The sequence below is a fragment of the Polaromonas sp. CG_9.5 genome, assembly GCF_035984465.1.
GTDB lineage: Bacteria > Pseudomonadota > Gammaproteobacteria > Burkholderiales > Burkholderiaceae_C > Polaromonas.
Map to the genome: position 1 here is coordinate 1 of NZ_JAXCHR010000063.1, position 1,968 is coordinate 1,968.

At 54.4% G+C, this 1,968-nt stretch carries 2 protein-coding genes; both read right to left on the reverse strand.

All coding sequences use genetic code 11. The annotated features are described in order from the left end of the window. Positions 1 to 395: 395 nt before the first annotated feature. Positions 396 to 554, reverse strand: a complete 159-nt coding sequence (locus tag RCH06_RS17785; protein WP_327082793.1) for a hypothetical protein — start codon at positions 552 to 554, stop codon at positions 396 to 398. A gap of 702 nt (positions 555 to 1,256) precedes the next feature. After that, on the reverse strand, positions 1,257 to 1,968 hold a 712-nt coding region (locus RCH06_RS17790; protein WP_327082794.1), incomplete at its 5' end, for a tyrosine-type recombinase/integrase.

A 1,968-nucleotide genomic window follows, 5' to 3' on the forward strand; every position in this document is an offset into this window, starting at 1 on the left:
GACCCTGCCGCATTCGACGTGGCCGAAATCAACCAGTGGCTCCACCAGACTGAGTCTTGAATTTCAATACGGGTACTGGGCGGACGCTTACGAAATAGCGACTTTCACGGGCAGATGATTGTCAATCCGGCAGGCGGAAAAACTGGTAGCTCACCCTGCCGAATCATGCGAGGCTGGTAGCTGCACAGCACACCCCAGCGTAGCTAAAAACCTGAACACGTGTCGGGTGTGCGATTTACAGAGCCAATCCAAACTGCCTTGCAAGATCGTCAATAAAGGTCTGCCGAAATTGGCGTGCGACCTCCAACAAAAAGCCCGCACGGGGCGGGCTTTTGCGTGGCAGTGGACTCCGGGTAAAAGTCAGTAATCCACTGCTGAAAATTGGCCTGTGGGGCTCAGGGTGTTGTCTTTTTTTCGCCGTGCTGGTGCGAGCCGGTTGGCGAGTTGGCATTACTCTTTTTGTCCTGCGCTTTTTCGCTTGTTTGGCTGCTGTCTGCAGTTTTCGTCGGTGAATGGCTTTTTCCACCTTGAGAGTCTTTGGTGTTCTGAGGCATCTTGATTCCTTGGGTTAGGCGGCTGAACCATTTCAACCGGTCAGTCGACTTTATGCAGCCGCCAGACGCTGCGCTGTGGGAAAAATAGCATCTGGCCGTAGGACACGGTAATTGATAATTTTTGCCGGCACCGCGAAGACGCTTCAGGAAAAGGCTCGCATTTACTTTTCGGCTTGCAAAGCCGCTGGTATTTGCTTGCGGCATAACTGGCGCGCTGTCAGGTCTAACATGCGTGCCGCGTGCCAGCGCGCTGGTCGTCTCAGTACGCAACAGCACTGGCGAACATGACGCAACGGGAAATCCATTGACAGGGCGAGAAGTGGCGCAATCGTTCCGGAGAAACGCAGCAGCCCGGAAACAAAAAAGCCAACCGCATGGGTTGGCTTTTTTGCAAGGGTAACCTTGGTGGCCTGGGGCGGAATCGAACCACCGACACAAGGATTTTCAATCCAAACCACAGTTGGGCTGCTGATCGTCGTAAGTCGAAGAAACCTAACAAGTTTTTCCACCCCGGCCCCTGCCCTGCTCTCACTTACCGAACCTGGTGCCGAACGCCTTCGGTCCGGCAGGGGGTATCGCCATAGCGTTATTTTGATATGAATCAACGAAATAGCGATACCGACCACCGAACGTTTCCGAACGAACCTATGGATTCCGTCACTTCGGCCTTGCCTGTCCCCCTGACTGGCCGGAAAAGGAGGGCTATTGCCCTGCTATGGCGCCTTGCGGTTGCTGCCTTGGCACGATCACCGATCCAGCGTTTGCCGCGTCCTGCAACGTCTTGGACGACAGGTGCGCATAGCGCATGGTCACCTTGGGGTCCGAATGTCCAAGTATCTGCTGAACCTCATACAAGGTGCGGCCACCAGACACCAGCATGGATGCAAAACCATGGCGCAGGTCGTGCACCCTGATCTTGATTCCAGCTAGCCTTTGCAAACGATACCAAGCCCTTGTGATGTTGGTGTAGGGCAAGTCTTTACCGTCCTTGGCATACACGGGTGACGGAAACAAAAAGGCCGACTTTTCGCGTGACGTCAGTTGCTCCAGCACCCACATCGCCGAGTCATTCAGCGGAATCGAGCGCGAACGCTTTGACTTGGACCGGATGGCGTCCACCTTTAGACAGCGGCCTTCCATGCTGACATTCCTCCAAGCGGCGGAAAGCACTTCGTTTAGGCGTGCACCCGTGGACAGCAGCAGCATCAGTATCAGGCACACATTCCGGTTCTTGTCGGTACGCAGCACGCCCAACAGCTTTTGCATCTGCTCTTCGCTGAGGTAATTTTCGATCTGGTTGTCCTCCATGAAAAGCTCAATGAATCGCCCCGGGTTTTGAGGAGGCTCAAATCTCTGAGAGGATTGAGCCATGAAGAAGTCAAACAAGTTTTCACCCGAGGTTCGAGAACGCGCA